This is a genomic window from Seohaeicola sp. 4SK31 (genome assembly GCF_028802875.1).
Taxonomy (GTDB): domain Bacteria; phylum Pseudomonadota; class Alphaproteobacteria; order Rhodobacterales; family Rhodobacteraceae; genus Seohaeicola.
In genome coordinates this window covers 20,213-33,998 of sequence record NZ_JARAMP010000029.1, presented here as the reverse complement: position 1 = coordinate 33,998, position 13,786 = coordinate 20,213, and the positions used below count along the sequence as shown (strand labels likewise).

Here is a 13,786-nt window from a genome sequence, read left to right as displayed (position 1 = left end):
TCGGTGCCGAAGCCGGGAGCCAGCAGGAAGGTATCATCGCCGCTGCCGCCGAGCAGGCTGTCATTGCCGGTGCCGCCGTCGAGCGTGTCATTGCCCGCGCCGCCGTCCAGCGTGTCATTGCCCTCGCCGCCGTCGAGACTGTCATTGCCGGGCACACCTTCGATCGTCCCGGACGAGGTGACGAAGGTCGGTTTGGCCGTCAGGATGGCGACACCGTTGTCATTGTCCGAGGCCGATACGAGCACGCCGTTGACATAGGCCAGATCTTCGGAGTCGAGGAGTTCCGCCCCCGGATCGTTCGCATCGTCCACGATGCGGCCGCCGGCGAGGTCGAGCGTGACCACGCCTGTCGTGGGGTTCACCAGGACGGCGGCGTAGCGCAACTCGCTTTGTTCGCCGCCGATCACCAGGGTGCCGCTGGTGCCCGAGGGGATGAACTGGAGCGCGCTGATGTCGCTCATGACATCGTCGACCTGACCGACAAGGGTGAGGTCGAAGGTGCCGTCATTGGCGGCATCCGGGTCGACGCGGAAGATCGAGACGTCGTCGTCATTGCCGCCGACGAAAACATAGGTCTGCCCGCCGATTTCGGCCCAGGCGGCGGCGTTGGAATCGTCCAGTCCGGTCTGGGAGCCAGCCGGCGAGATCAGGTCGCGACCAAGGGTGTTGCCCTGCGGATCGGTTTCCGAACCGCCGTTCTGGTCGTCGCCGCGCGCGTTCTGGAAGGTCAGTTGTCCGGCGCTGTTGATCGTCCAGAGCGAGATGCCGTTCTGTCCACCGTCATTGCCTGCCGCAAGCACGAAGCTTTGGCCCGCGCTGTTGGTGAAGCCTTCGACGAAGGAGGGCGATTCACCGTTGCCGCCCGCCAGGAAATTCTCGGCGGTGCCGTTGCCGTCGACCTCGCGGTCGAGCAGGGTGAGGCCGCCTGTCGCGGGGTCGATCGCATAGGAGAGCAGGTTGTCCGAGGCGCCGCCGGCATAGGCCAGCAGGATCGGCTGCCCGTCGACATTGACGACCGAAAGGCTCTGGACCTGATCCAGACGCAGGGTATCGGTCAGGGAGGGGCCTTCGGTCAGGCTTCCGTTCGCCCCGATCTGCGCGATACCGATGGTGGCGCGGTCGACATCGGCCGTGAAGACATAGGTTTCGCCGGTCGGCAAGGTGACGGCTTCCATGCTCTGGATATTGTCGAAACCGTTGCCCGCGCCCGAGAATCGCAGCTGGCTGATCTTGCCCGTCAGGTCGGACGTGCCGCCGCCTGCGGGAGCGGTAGATCCCGACCCGACCGGGTTGATGATCTGCCCGAAAGTGGGAGAGTCCGGGTTTCCGTCGATCTCATAGGTGGCGATGCCGTCGGTTCCGCCGCCATTTTCGGAGGTGATCATGATCAGCCGGCCGTCGGCCAACTGGACCAGTTCCACCGCGCGGGTGCTGTTCGCTTCGGTGGCGCCGGCATCCTGAAGGTTGTCGGTGTTCTGCAGGTTGACGAGAGGCTGCTCGACCGCCCCGATCGGGGTGGCGCCATCGCCCGAGATCACATCGTTTCCGAGGCCGCCACGAATCGTGTCGTTGCCGCCGCCGCCGACGATCACATCGTTCAGACCGTCTGCGCCATCGACCTGATCGCCTTGCAGGTCGGCGAAGTCCGGTCCGATCGAGTCATCGCCCACTGTGCCATCGACCACGCCGTCGGGGGGCACGATGACCGCGACGCGTTCCCAGCTGTAGAAAAAGCTGTCGCCGATCCGGAAATTGCCACCCGGGACTTCGTAGACGCCGTCGCCGTCATCATCCCGCCACCCGTTCGCGGCGAGGATGCTTTCGATGTCGCCTTTGCTGAACCCGAAGCCTTCGGTCAGGTTCAGTGTGTCGGTTCCAGATTCGCCCCAGAACTGGCCATATTGGCTGAAATCATAGGCCCCGAGCGACAGCGTATCGTTGCCGGCTCCCATATCGACCCAAGCATATTCGCCGAAATCGGCGTTGTCCCCGATCATGATCAGGTCATCGCCGTCATCGGCATAAAGTTCGCCATAATAGCCGTCGTCGACGGTGGCGTTGTCGCCGATGATCAGCGTGTCATTGCCGGTATAGAGCCAGACCCATTCGTTGAGCGTGACGTCGTCGCCCATCGTGATCAGATCGTTGCCCTCGTCGCCGTAGATCCGGCCGAACAGGGTTGCACCGTCACCGATGGTCAGCGTGTCATCGCCCGTCTGCATGTCGATGTAATAGTTGACGGTCGTGTTGTCCCCGATCGTGATGCTGTCGCCCAGATCTTCGTTGAATCCGGCATAGATATAGCCGTTGACCGTGACGTCCGAGCCGATGGTCAGATCGACCACCCCGCCAAGGTTGATGTTCTCGACATAGCTGCCAGAGCCGATGTTGATGACGTCGCCATCGCCCAATTCGGTGTTGATCTGACCGAAAACGGTGCTGTTTTCCCCGATGGTGAGCGTGTCTTGTCCGTCGCCCATCCAGATCGCGTTATCGACATAGTTGTTGGCGCCGAGGATCAGGGTGTCGTCCTGATCTCCCATCGAATAACCGCCGCCATCGGTGATGCGGAAGCCGTCTCCGGTGGTGACGGTCTCGGTCCCGCCAAAGCCGGACACGCCGCCCCAGTCGAGGTTGTAGGCCGAGACTCCCGGCGCGAACTGGGCGCGCACGGTCGTGTTCTCGGCGGTGAAGATGGTCACCGAGTTCGGAAGGTCCTGATTGATCTGAACATCATAGGTGGCGCCCGCAGGGGCGAAAAGGGAGTAGGTCCCAAACGCGCTTGGGTCGATGATGACGATGTCGCCATCGGCAACGTTGACGGAGCCTGACGTGCTGTCGTTGATGATAATGGTCGCCATGTCTACTTCTCCAGCCAAGACGCTCGAACCCGGCTGCTACGGCCAAGCGACGCAAAGCGTTGATAAGATGGGCCGCCCTGCGGACGGTGCATCGGGGTTTCTGCAAATCGGTTCATTGCGGGATTGCGCGTTACATGCCTGGACCAGCGGTCCGGGGGGCGGCAGACGGCCCCCGGCGTTGAACGGCACGTGGTTGCGGGTGTTCTTGCCGGACGCGCAACCGCAGAAACGCGATGACAGGTGGTCATGCTGCAATACCTTCGTTGCGGGCGAGGCCGAGCAGCGGTTGCGTCGGGATCGCCTTGGTCTTTTCGTCGCGGGCGCGCGGCGAGGCGGCGCTGCGGACGGCTTGCAAGACTGATGCCAATGGCAGCGTCAGGCCGCTGTCGGCCGGTTGTGACGGAAAGAACGTGGTCGTCCGCGTTCTGGCGGATCGATCCCCCAGGCCAGGGGTGGCGCCTTGTGCAATGCGCGCCTGGGGAGCTGTAGGCAGGGCGTCGTATGACATCACTTCATCCTCGAAAACTGCGCACTGGTTACCTGTGCAGAGCGGTCGCGTGTGATGCGCCTGATCCCTGTCATCAGCCCCCTGCTGACAGTTCACATCCCCGTTTTCGACGTCCTGTGATTCAGGCAGCAGACAAGACAGGCTGGCGCAGCACGGGTTCGCAACCGTTCTGCATCTACGAGTCTTATACCGTTTCTGTTTAGCCGGATCAGGCGGAGTCGCCGTCTGTTCACGCTTTCCGGAGTCTGTTCGCCAACTGACCAGAATTCGTGATCTGCGGCGTCAGTTCGTGCAAATTGCAGTGTATGTGGCGCCAACTGCAGAGTATGGCTGTTGCCATAATTCGTAGCTGCGGGCGACGATATCGCGTATTGCAAATTTAACCTTTTTCGAAGAAAACTGAGCAATACCTGCCAGAAGAGAATGTCGTGATCGGCGGGTGGCGACAATCTGTCGGGTCTATTCCGGTCGGCGTTGCGGGCGTGCCGCCCAGTTTGAGCGTGAATTGACAGGTTGTCCGGTTTGGTAATGATTTTGATGCAAGGTTTGCACAATGCAGGTGACCCCTCATGATCTGCCCGACAGGGCGAATCCCGCTCTGTTTCCCATGGAAGGGACGGCCTTTCGGGATACTGTTTCCTGGACAAAGTTAATCTTCGCGGATGGAACAGCGGTCTGGTCGCGGGCGCGGCGGGCTTCGGACCATGTTTTTCATCCGGTGATGATGAAGAATCTGATCATCTGTGTTCTGGTGCTGGCCGTGCTGCAGAATCGCCCCGATCTGGCGCAGCTTGAAATGCGGCAATTCGCGCTGTCGTGGTTTGTCGTCACGATTGCGGCGGTGTGCTGGTTCTATATCAGTATCGGCACCGCAATCGGGCTGGAGCGGGCGGGGCGCGTGCGCTTTGTCTTTACGCCGCTGCTGAGCCTGCCTGTCATTCCCGTGACCGAAGTAGTGCGGCAGGTGACACTACACCTGATTACCGGGCAAGCGCTGCCGGAGATCGCCGATATCGCGCCGTTTGTCACCCGTGATCTGATCGTGATCCTGCTGTTCGATATCCAGTACGGGTCCTTCGTGGCACCACATCACCCATTGTATCGGCAGGACGATCCGCGATTGGCCGAGGCAGCCCCGGTGCATCCTGTCACCCCGCGCCCCGATATGGAGGCGCTGGCCGCGCGCCCTGCCGAGATGCCGCCGGTCGCGCCGCAGGTCGCCATGCGCGGCGAGACTGATCTGGGACTAGACGAAGCCGTTGCACTGTCCCTGCCGCAGGACGGGGATGCGGACTGCGCGCCTGATGTGGTTGCCGTGGCTGACGGAACTGTCGAGATCGCGGGTGAAAGCCTGAAGGTCAGCGAGCTTTTGGTGATCCATGCGGAGGATCATTATGTGCGGGTGCATCAGACCGGACGCTCTGCCCTGTTGCGGGGGCGCTTTTCGGATGTGATCGCTTCTGTGCCGCCGGATAGCGGGATCGTGCTCAACCGTTCGGTCTGGGTGTCGGTGGCTGGAATTCGCGCCCTTCACCGCACCGAGGATTACAAGCTGCTGATCCGGGCGGCTGATGATCAGGTCTATACGGTCGCGCGGTCGCGCAAATCCGAAGTGCAGCATTTCGCGCGCCGCCATGGGCTGTCGCTGGCGCGGCGCAAACTTGTGGACCGCAGCGCGGATTGACTCAGGGCAGCGCGACGTCGTGGAAGGCGGCTGATCCGTCGGTGAACAGGGCAAGGACAAGGGGGCCATAGGGCGGCGCCCATGCGCTGTGCCGGTGCCGGTTGCGCGGAAGGGTGATGCGGGCGTGGTGGCCGTCATGGTCAAGGACCTGTCCAGCGACGCAGAGATGGGCCAGTGGCGCGTCGGCGGTGATCGTCAGGTGGAGTTGGTTCGCGTCTATCTGCGCATCGATATGCAAAGCGGGGCCGGCGGCTTGATCCGGCGCGATGACGGGGGCGATGACAGGTGGCGTGGGCAAGGGCGGCGTGCGAGGGGGGCAGGGGCTGGGCGGGACAAGCCGTTCCAGCGCGACGGCCAGCGCCATCAGCTCTGCATCCGCCCGGCCGCGACCAAGGATGGTCAGGCCCATCGGCATGCCGGTATCCGCCATGATCCCCATGGGGATCGTCACGCTGGGCAGGCCGAGATGCCGGATGGCCAGATTCCCGTTGGCGACCCAGACCCCGTTGCGCCAGGCCAGATCGGCCGAGGCCGGGTTGGTGTCGGCATCGGCGGGGCCGACATCGGCCAGCGCGGGAAAGACCACCGCGTCCAGACCCAGCCAATCCATCCAGTCCTCCAGATCGCGTTTGCGCGTCTGTTCCAGCCCGCGCAGCCCGTCGGCCAGATGCGGGATCTGGCGGAAATCGTCACAGGGATGGCTGCGGGCGTGATCGGGATAGGCGGCGATATCGTCGTCGAAGCCGGTATAGCGGTCCGGCAGGGCGCCGTCGGGGCGCGGAAAGATCAGCGTGCCGTCCACCTGCGTCAGCCGGTTCAGATGCGGGTCGCCGTTGCGGCGCAGGAAGTCATCCCAGGCCCAGACGGACAGGTCCGTGATCTCGTGTTTCAGGTAGGCGGCGCTGACCAGCCCGGCTGTGGCGATGGTGGGGGCACCGGGGCGGTCGCCTTCGTAATTCGTGACGATGGGGAAGTCGGTGTCGGTCACCGTGGCCCCGGCGGTTTCGATCCGGGCACGCAGGGCGGACCACAGCGCGAGGATGGAGGGGCGGGTGTCGATCCTTTGCCCGGTGGGGCCACCGATGCCGCCGTCGGGCGCAGTGCCTGCAAGGGGATCGGCGTTGATATACATGGACGGAACGCCCAGACGCTTGCCGGTGAGGGATGCGCCCTGCGCCAGTGCCGGCCATGACGGCGGGCGCGGCGGGTCGAGCGGCACCCAGTCCTGACTGCGCCATAAGTCGCCGTCGCGGCGGCTGTCCCTGACCCCCAGCACGTCCATCAGGGTCAGCATATCCGCCATCGTCCGGGTCTGCGGCACGACCACGTCCATCGTGGGCACAAGCGGCCAGTTGCCCCGCACCGAGATGACGCCGCGACCGGGCGTGTAGGCGCAGAGGCCGTTCAATGCGGCGGGGGCGCGTCCTGAGGACCAGGTCTCCTCGGCCAGGCTGAAGGCGCCGAAGCCTGCGGCGACGGCGGTGCCTGATCCGTTCGACGAGCCCGAGGCGAAGGCCGAGGTGAGCCAGTCCGCCGACCATGGCGATTCCGCGCGCCCGTGCAGGCCGCGCTGCATGCCGCCGTTTGCCATGGGCGGCATGGTCGTCAGCCCGATCAGCACGGCCCCTGCCGCCCGGAGGCGTTCGACGGCAAAGCTGTCCTCGTTGGCGATCAGCCCGGCGAAGGCGGGCGAGCCGGCATCGACCGGCAGGCCTCGCACCTTGTAGCTGCCCTTGGCGGTATAGGGGATGCCATCGAGAGGTCCGAGGGATTCCCCCCGGCTGCGGCGCAGGTCGCTGGCGCGGGCCTCGTCGAAGAGGGCCGGGTTCAGGATCGGCACGGCGTTGAGGATCGGTCCGGCCCGGTCATAGGCGGCGATCCGGGTCAGCGCCTCATACGCGAGGGACACGGCGGTGGCGCGGCCCTGATCCAGCGCCTTGGCCAGCGTGGCCAGATCGGGCCAGGCGGTCATGCGCGCGCCTTGGGCTGTTGCTGGGTGATGCAATGCACGCCGCCGCCACGGGCGAAGAGTTCGCGTGCGTCCACGGGCAGGATGCGGCGGCCGGGATAAGCCTCGGAGAGGATTGCGGCGGCGCGGGCGTCGGCTTTCGTGTCGCCGAAGGTGCAGGCGATGACGCCGTCATTGCAGACCAGATGGTTGACATAGCTGTAATCGACAAAGCCATGGGCATCGCGCAGCGTATCGGGGGCGGGCAGGTCGATGATCTCGAACGGACGGCCCTGCGCGTCGGTCTGCGCGGCGAAGAGAGCGCGCAATTCCTGTGCCAGCGGATGATCGGGATGGTCGGGATTGTCCTGCACATGCATCAGGATGCGGCCTGGCGCGGGGAAGGTCGCCACGATATCGACATGGCCGCGCGTGCCGAACATGTCGTAGTCGCGCGACAGGCCGCGCGGCAGCCAGATCGCCTGCGTCGTGCCCAGCAGGCGCGTCATCTCGGCCTCGATCCGGGCGCGGTCGGCATGGGGGTTGCGGTCGGGGTCGCGCTGCACGGTTTCGGTCAGCAGCACGGTGCCGTGGCCGTCGACATGGATCCCGCCCCCCTCGTTCACCAGAAGCGAGGGGATGACCGGCGCGCCGACAAGGCCCGCGATGAAGGCGGCCAGCGCGTTGTCCTGTGTGGGCTGCGACCAGTCGGCGCCGCCCCAGCCGTTGAATATCCAGTCCACCGCCGCCAGGCTGCCATCTGCGGCATGCACGAAGGTGGGGCCGGAATCGCGCAGCCAGAATTCACCCAGAGGATGGGGAACGATCTCGATCCCGTCGCCCAGCATCCGGGTGGCGCGCTGGATTTCCGAGGGGTCCACGATCATCGACACCGGCGCGCATTGCGCCACCGTATGCGCCACGGCGGTCCATGCGGCATAGCCCGCCTCGCGCGCGGAGGTGCTGTCGCCCAGCGTGGCCCCTTGGCGGGGGAAGGCCATCCAGACACGATCCTGCGGAGCCGTTTCCGGCGGCATGGTCCAGTGAGTCATGTGTGCCGTCTCCTCAGATCGTGGCGTGCCAGAGTTCGATATAGACATGGTCAGGATCGTCTGCGCCGGAAAAGGCGGTTCCGAACAGCACCATGTTCCCCAGTGCCCGGTGCGGACCATCGGGCACTTCGAGGGTTGCGCGGGTGCGTCCATGATAGCTGCCATCCGGTTGCGGCACCATGCGTCCCGCGTTCATGACCATGACGGGGGTCCCGTCGTCAAGTTGCAGGATATAGCGCGCCTCGACCTCGTAGGTGCCATCCTCAAGGCGGCGCGCAACATCGGCACCGCCGGGCAGGATCGTGGCGCTCCAGTCCGCCGCGACGGCTTGCCCGCCCAGAATGGGAAAGAGCGCGCGGCCATGGCCCTGCGTCGTGGTGAATTCGGTCGGCGGGCCGATATCGGCGCGGATCGCGCAGAGGCGGCGCAGACCGGGCTGGCCGGGTGAGAGCGGCGCGCCGAGCGCCGTCATGTCGGGGCTGTCATGCGGCATAAGTGATAGCCCCGTCGCAGACGGTCAGCGCCACCTCCAGACTGTCGATCCGGTCGATGGGGGTGGCTTCGATATCGTCTGACAGCAGGACCAGATCCGCCGCCATGCCCGGTTTGATCCGCCCGGTGATGTCATCGGCGAAACCGGCGCGGGCGCCGCGCCATGTATAGGCTTCCAGCACCTGATGCAGGGCAAGGCGTTGATCGGGCAGTCCCGGAATCCATGGGGTGCGGGTCATGGCGGCGGCGATGCTGGTCAGGGGAGCGATCGGCACGATGGGCCAGTCCGAGGAGAAGGCGAAATCCGCCCCTGTCGCCACGATGTCGCGCCAGGCATAGGCCTGCGGGGCGCGGTCGGGGCCGATGCCATCGGTGGTGCCGCTGGGGCCGCGCGGCGCGTGCAGCGGCTGCATCGAGGCGATGACTCCCTGTGCGGCAAGGCGCGGGATATCGGCGCGGTCGATCATCTCGACATGTTCGATCCGGTGGCGGCGGTCGCGGGGGCCGTTCGCGCGCGCGGCGGCGGCATAGCCGTCCAGCGCCAGCCGGACGGCGGCATCGCCGATGGCGTGCACGGCGATCTGAAGGCCACGGCGGTCCGCTTCGGTCGCGGCGGCGTGGAAATGCGCGGGAGTGAAGATGGTCTCGCCGCAATGGCCGGGGCGGTTGGCATAGGGGGCCAGCATGGCGGCGGTGCCGCTTTCGATCACCCCGTCCAGAAACATCTTGACGATGCCCGAGGTCAGTTTCGGCCCCGTGAAGGCGCGCTGCATGGCGGTGGCGCGGTCCAGTTCGGACAGGGGCATTTCGGCGGTCAGGTGGAAGGGCACCCTGACGCGGGCGGTCAAGGCGCCCTCGGCCTCAAGCTCGGCCAGCAGGTCCAGAAGGTAGCGGTTGCCGTCCATGTTCTGCATGGAAGTGATTCCGTGTTTCGCGGCATGGGACAGACCGAGCTTCAGAATCTCCTTGTCCTCGTGCCGCTGGGCCGGGGTCGGGGGGACGGGCGGTTCGATCCCCGACATGCCCAGCATTTCGCGCCCGCCGGTGTTGCGCAGGTCCAGCACGGGCAGGAGCGCCATCTTTTCGCGCAACTCTCCGGTGGCCAGCCCGTCGGGACCCATCACCACCTCGTTGCCGGGAGGGAGGGCGCGGCCGTGCAACAGTCCTGCGGCGCGCAGGGCGGCGGTATTGGCGAAAAGCGTGTGGAAGTCATAGGCCATCAGCGCGAGGGGACGGTCCGGGCAGATCGCGTCCAGCGCGTGCCGGTCCAGCGGGCGGCCATCGCCCAGCATCGTGTAATCGGCCCCTTGGCCGAACAGAAGCGTCGCATCGGGATTGGCGGCGGCGAAGCGGTCCACGGCGGCTTGCAACGCGGCTGTGCCGCGAATGTCGGCCAGTTGCAGAAGCGTTTCGCCGTAAGCGCCGGAAAAGAGGTGCAGGTGGGATTCCACGAAGCCGGGCAGCAGCGTGGCGCCGCCCGCGTCGATCACCCGCGTTGCGGGACCGGCGAGCGGCAGGATTTCCGCATCTTCGCCCAGTGCCAGGATTGTGGTTCCTGCGACGGCGACGGCGGCGGCGCGGGGGCGGGCGTCGTCCATCGTCAGGACGCGCGCGTTATGCACGATGAGATCAGCGGACATGGTTGTTCCTGTCGGTCAGAGGTTGCGCCCGGCAAGGCAGGCATCGTCGAAGACCAGTGCGATCACGGGAAGAACCCGCGCGCGCACCATCGCGTCATGGTCGGCGACGGTCATGTCGTCGCCTCTGATCAGTTCGATGAAACAGGGCATCCACAGATCGTGCAGCATCTCGGCCAGCAGGGGAATATCCGCCGGTGCACCGGCGCGGGTGGACAGGTCGCAGGCCCGCAGGACATCGGCGATGGCTTCGACCAGTTTCGTTCCGACCTCGCGATAGGTTTGGGACAGCTCGGTTTCGGGGTGGCGGATGACGGCGGATTCGGCATAGCGCCACACCCGTTTGCTGGCGATCAGAAGCGTCTGCGCGGCGATCCGCGAGAACAGGTCCAGAAGCACCTTGTCGAGCGGCGTGCCCGCAGGGCGGGGCATCACCTTTTCGCTTTCGCGGGCGGCGCGGGTGCCTTCGTCGATGATGGCGATCAGGATGCCGTCCTTGGACCCGAAGTAGTTGAACACGGTGGGCGCCGAAATCTCGCAGGCTTCGGCGATGTCCGTGATCGTGGTCGCATCGACGCCGCGTTCGGCGAACAGGGCGCGGGCAGCGGCGATGATCCTGTCGCGGCGCTGCGCCTTCTTGCGGTCGCGCAGGCCGATCACCTCGTCTTCGGGTGCCGTGATCTCGGGCAGTTCTGCAGTCATCTTCGGGGCTTTCTTTGTGTCACTAAAAATTTTTATTGACTTAAAAAATTATGTCAATAGCGTTTTGGCCATGAACGCAGGCAGGATCACGATGCTGGACATAACGAGACTTTCCAAGACATTTGGCCAAGGGGCCAACAGCTATACGGCCTTGCATGCGGTGGATGTCACCATTGCGGAAGGCGAATTCTTTACGCTTCTTGGCCCGTCCGGTTGCGGCAAGACCACGCTTCTGCGGCTGATCGCCGGGTTCGAGCAGCCTTCGGGCGGGCGCATCGTTCTGGACGGGCGCGACATTGCGGCGATCCCGCCCAGCCAGCGGCCGGTGAACACGGTCTTTCAGAGTTATGCGCTGTTTCCGCATCTGAGCGTGGCGCAGAACGTGGCTTTCGGGCTGGAGGCGCTGGGACGGCCTGCATCCGAGGTGAGGTCCCGTGTCGATGAGATGCTGGCGCTGGTGCAGTTGTCGCATCTGCGCGACCGGCGCAGTTCGGCCCTGTCCGGCGGGCAGCAGCAGCGTGTCGCGCTGGCCCGCGCGCTGGCCCCGCGTCCGCGCATCCTGTTGCTGGACGAACCGCTGTCGGCGCTGGATCTGAAGCTGCGCAAAGACATGCAGGCGGAGCTCAAGCGGTTGCAGCGCGAGACGGGCCTGACCTTCATTTTCGTGACCCATGATCAGGACGAGGCACTGACCATGTCGGATCGGATCGCGGTGATGGAGGGCGGACGCCTCCAGCAGGTCGCGGCACCACGCGCGCTGTATGACACGCCTTCCAACAGGTTTGTGGCCGGGTTCATCGGCGATACGAATTTTTTGAAAGGGCTGGCCTTGCCCGAGGGTGTGGTTCTGGGCGGGCAGGCCCCCGTGATGCTTTCGGCGGCGGCGGGCTTTGTCGGGCCGGTCACCGTGTTGATCCGGCCCGAGCAGGTGATCATCGGGCGGGCTGCGCCGGACTCGGTCGTTCTGACCGGGCGGGTCGAGGATCTTGTGTTTTCGGGCACGGATACGCATGTGCGCCTGTCCCTGCCGACGGGAGAGACGCTCAGCGTGCGCAGCCAGAACAGCCTGCATGCAGGCACCGCCTTCACCGAGGGCGAGGTCGTCACCCTGTCGCTGCCCTGTGAGGCGCTGCGCATCCTGCCGGAGGAGACCGCAGATGCAGCCTGAGACCTCCGGCGTCACGGCGGGGCTTGCCCGCGCGGATCTTCAGCGGCGCTGGTCGCTGGCGATGCCGGCCTTGGTCGTGATCGGTGCCTTTTCGATCCTGCCGCTGATGATGGTGGTGGTCTATTCCGTCCTGGCCTCGGGGAGCTATGGCGGTGTGCAATGGCACCTGTCCTGGGAGGGATGGTTTTCGGTTTTCTTCGAGCGGGACATTTTCGACGACAGCATCAGCGTCGCTTCGGCCCATGTCGAGGTGCTGTTGCGCTCGGTCCTGCTGGCGCTGGCGACGATGGGGCTGACGCTGGTTTTCGGACTGCCGACCGCGTGGTTCATCGCCACACGCGCCCCGCAGACACGGGGGTTCTGGCTGTTTCTGATCACGATCCCGTTCTGGACCAACCTTCTGGTGCGCACCATCGCCATTCAGGACATCATCCGCGCCGATGGCGTGGTGAACCGGCTGCTGATCTGGGCCGGGATGATCGAGGCCCCTTTGCCCATGATGTTCACCAATGGCGCGGTGCTGCTGGGCATGACCTATGTCTATCTGCCGCTGATGGTGCTGCCGGTCTATGCCGCGATCGAGAAGTTCGACTTCCGGCTGGCCGAGGCGGCCTATGATCTTTACGCCTCGCGTCTGTTCTGTCTGCGGCGGGTGATCCTGCCCATGGTGCGCCCCGGCATTGCTGCGGGGGCGATCCTTGTCTTCATTCCCGCGCTGGGGGCCTATGTCACGCCGCGTCTGATGGGGGGCGGCACGGCGATGATGTGGGGCAATCTGATCGACCTGCAATTCGGGCAGGGCCGCAACTGGCCCTTGGGGGCGGCGCTGTCTGTCGCGCTGACCGTTCTGATCCTTGTGGCGCTGGTCTGGTATCTGCGGCAAGCATCGCAGAAGGCGGCGGCGCATGGCTGACCGTCGCTTTTCCGTCCGTCATCTGCCCGGAGTTTCGCTGATCGCGGGGATGACGTTTGTCGCGCTCTATGCGCCGATCCTGATTCTGGTGATCAATGCCTTCAACGCGGGCAGCGTCATCGGCCGCTGGGAGGGGGCGTCGCTGCGCTGGTTCGTGGCCGCGCTGGAGAACCGCGCCTTCCGCGATGCGGCGATGAACTCGCTGGTGATAGCGACGCTGGCCGGGGCGATCGCCACGCTTTGCGCCATGATGGCCGCGCTGGCGACGACGCGCAGTCGCCGCATGCCCGGGCAAAACGCGGTGCAGGCCGTGATCTATCAACCGCTTGTGGTGCCCGAGATCGTTCTGGCCGTCGCGCTGATGGTGGTGCTGGCCCAGATCAAGCAGATGACCGGCTATCACGGGCTGGCCTATATGGTTGTCGCGCATACGGCCTTTTGCATTCCCTTTGCCTATATGCCGATCCGTGCCCGGCTGGAGGATATGGACCTGACACTGGAAACGGCGGCGATGGACCTTTACGCCAGCCGTTTCTACACCTTCCGCCGCGTGACCTTGCCCTTGCTGGCACCCGGGGTGCTGGCGGGGTTCATGCTGGCTTTCGTTGTCTCGCTGGACAACGTGGTCGTCAGCGCCTTTGTCAAATCGCCCGGGCAGGAGACTTTGCCCACCTATCTGATGGGCGAATTGCGACGGAACCTGAGTTCCGAGATCTATGCGATTTCCGCGCTTTTGCTGTTTGCCAGTGTCATGGTCGTGGCCGCGTCCTGGCTGATCACCCGAAAGAAACCGTGACCATAAACTGTCCAACACAGGAGAT

At 65.0% G+C, this 13,786-nt stretch carries 11 protein-coding genes; 4 read left to right on the top strand and 7 right to left on the bottom strand.

From position 1 onward, the window contains the following. A partial coding sequence (locus tag PVW27_RS18630) for a hypothetical protein (RefSeq protein WP_274560316.1) occupies window positions 1–2,861 on the bottom strand: 2,861 nt, incomplete at its 3' end. A 244-nt stretch (window positions 2,862–3,105) separates the two neighbouring features. Continuing rightward, window positions 3,106–3,369 (bottom strand): hypothetical protein, encoded by a 264-nt coding sequence (locus PVW27_RS18625; protein WP_274560315.1) that lies wholly within the window; start codon window positions 3,367–3,369, stop codon window positions 3,106–3,108. 721 nt (window positions 3,370–4,090) lie between these two features. On the opposite strand from PVW27_RS18625, the gene PVW27_RS18620 reads away from it, so the two are divergent. Further along, window positions 4,091–5,053, top strand: a complete 963-nt coding sequence (locus PVW27_RS18620; protein WP_274560314.1) for a LytTR family DNA-binding domain-containing protein — start codon at window positions 4,091–4,093, stop codon at window positions 5,051–5,053. A gap of 1 nt (window position 5,054) precedes the next feature. Here PVW27_RS18620 and PVW27_RS18615 read toward each other — a convergent pair whose 3' ends face one another. The 5 genes from PVW27_RS18615 to PVW27_RS18595 are packed head-to-tail and all read right to left on the bottom strand — an operon-like array spanning window position 5,055 to window position 10,884. Further along, window positions 5,055–7,025, bottom strand: coding sequence for an amidase (locus PVW27_RS18615; RefSeq protein WP_274560313.1), 1,971 nt, complete (start codon window positions 7,023–7,025; stop codon window positions 5,055–5,057). Next, the gene (locus tag PVW27_RS18610; RefSeq protein WP_274560311.1) at window positions 7,022–8,053 is read right to left on the bottom strand and encodes an agmatine deiminase family protein; all 1,032 of its coding nucleotides are present in this window, start codon (window positions 8,051–8,053) and stop codon (window positions 7,022–7,024) included. The genes PVW27_RS18615 and PVW27_RS18610 overlap by 4 nt, the downstream gene beginning before the upstream one ends. A 13-nt stretch (window positions 8,054–8,066) precedes the next feature. Further along, a complete protein-coding gene (locus PVW27_RS18605) occupies window positions 8,067–8,546 on the bottom strand; it encodes a DUF3237 domain-containing protein (protein WP_274560309.1) in 480 nt (159 codons plus the stop codon). After that, window positions 8,536–10,185 (bottom strand): amidohydrolase, encoded by a 1,650-nt coding sequence (locus PVW27_RS18600; protein ID WP_274560308.1) that lies wholly within the window; start codon window positions 10,183–10,185, stop codon window positions 8,536–8,538. Before PVW27_RS18600 ends, PVW27_RS18605 begins: the two co-directional genes overlap by 11 nt. 15 nt (window positions 10,186–10,200) lie before the next feature. Continuing rightward, complete coding sequence (locus PVW27_RS18595) at window positions 10,201–10,884, bottom strand: TetR/AcrR family transcriptional regulator (protein ID WP_274560306.1); 684 nt, start codon at window positions 10,882–10,884, stop codon at window positions 10,201–10,203. Window positions 10,885–10,975: 91 nt separating this feature from the next. Between PVW27_RS18595 and PVW27_RS18590 the strand changes: the two genes are divergently transcribed. From PVW27_RS18590 to PVW27_RS18580, 3 genes are read left to right on the top strand one after another with little or no spacing between them, the layout of a single operon-like run. Further along, the gene (locus PVW27_RS18590) at window positions 10,976–12,052 is read left to right on the top strand and encodes an ABC transporter ATP-binding protein (RefSeq protein ID WP_274560304.1); all 1,077 of its coding nucleotides are present in this window, start codon (window positions 10,976–10,978) and stop codon (window positions 12,050–12,052) included. Then, window positions 12,042–12,965, top strand: coding sequence for an ABC transporter permease (locus tag PVW27_RS18585; RefSeq protein WP_274560302.1), 924 nt, complete (start codon window positions 12,042–12,044; stop codon window positions 12,963–12,965). Before PVW27_RS18590 ends, PVW27_RS18585 begins: the two co-directional genes overlap by 11 nt. Further along, entirely contained in the window at window positions 12,958–13,761 is an 804-nt protein-coding gene (locus tag PVW27_RS18580) for an ABC transporter permease (RefSeq protein ID WP_274560300.1), read from the top strand. The genes PVW27_RS18585 and PVW27_RS18580 overlap by 8 nt, the downstream gene beginning before the upstream one ends. Window positions 13,762–13,786: the final 25 nt, after the last annotated feature.

What these genes read in the sequence shown, in the direction of transcription:
- PVW27_RS18585 (WP_274560302.1), top strand. Translation starts at nt 12,042, where the DNA reads ATGCAGCCTGAGACCTCCGGCGTCACGGCGGGGCTTGCCCGCGCGGAT.
- PVW27_RS18610 (WP_274560311.1), bottom strand. Translation starts at nt 8,053, where the DNA reads ATGACTCACTGGACCATGCCGCCGGAAACGGCTCCGCAGGATCGTGTC.
- PVW27_RS18590 (WP_274560304.1), top strand. Translation starts at nt 10,976, where the DNA reads ATGCTGGACATAACGAGACTTTCCAAGACATTTGGCCAAGGGGCCAAC.
- PVW27_RS18600 (WP_274560308.1), bottom strand. Translation starts at nt 10,185, where the DNA reads ATGTCCGCTGATCTCATCGTGCATAACGCGCGCGTCCTGACGATGGAC.
- PVW27_RS18625 (WP_274560315.1), bottom strand. Translation starts at nt 3,369, where the DNA reads ATGTCATACGACGCCCTGCCTACAGCTCCCCAGGCGCGCATTGCACAA.
- PVW27_RS18615 (WP_274560313.1), bottom strand. Translation starts at nt 7,025, where the DNA reads ATGACCGCCTGGCCCGATCTGGCCACGCTGGCCAAGGCGCTGGATCAG.
- PVW27_RS18595 (WP_274560306.1), bottom strand. Translation starts at nt 10,884, where the DNA reads ATGACTGCAGAACTGCCCGAGATCACGGCACCCGAAGACGAGGTGATC.
- PVW27_RS18580 (WP_274560300.1), top strand. Translation starts at nt 12,958, where the DNA reads ATGGCTGACCGTCGCTTTTCCGTCCGTCATCTGCCCGGAGTTTCGCTG.
- PVW27_RS18620 (WP_274560314.1), top strand. Translation starts at nt 4,091, where the DNA reads ATGATGAAGAATCTGATCATCTGTGTTCTGGTGCTGGCCGTGCTGCAG.
- PVW27_RS18605 (WP_274560309.1), bottom strand. Translation starts at nt 8,546, where the DNA reads ATGCCGCATGACAGCCCCGACATGACGGCGCTCGGCGCGCCGCTCTCA.